Here is a 387-nt window from a genome sequence, read left to right on the forward strand (position 1 = left end):
CGATGGCATCGCCCATCATCCAGGCGAGATGCGCCATCAAAAGCACCTTCAACGCCACCAGGGCGGTGCCGAAGATGGTGTCGCGCGCCAGCGCCGAGAAATGGCCGCGCGGCGTCTGGTCGCCGCTCTTGGGCAGGATGCCGTTGACGATGTCGAAGGTCGGCGCCATGAACAGGCTGAGGATCAAGAGCGCCTGCCATTGCGCGGCCTGCGTGAAGGGCAGCAGCGTCCAACCGGCGATCGCCGCCATCACCCAGAAGATCGGGGTGAGCGAGCGGCGCAGATTGTCGACCATCTTCCAGCGCGACAGCGCCGGCACGCCGGAGCGCGGGTCGAGGATGAAGCCGAGAAGCTGCCAGTCGCCCCGCGCCCAGCGATGGTGGCGCG

1 protein-coding gene is annotated in these 387 nt (G+C 67.7%); it reads right to left on the reverse strand.

The window, feature by feature from the left end:
- Positions 1–387: hypothetical protein (locus EOA27_RS40265; RefSeq protein WP_145970983.1), on the reverse strand; the 387-nt coding region annotated here is incomplete at both ends.

The organism is Mesorhizobium sp. M2A.F.Ca.ET.037.01.1.1 (assembly GCF_003998075.1).
Lineage (GTDB): Bacteria > Pseudomonadota > Alphaproteobacteria > Rhizobiales > Rhizobiaceae > Mesorhizobium.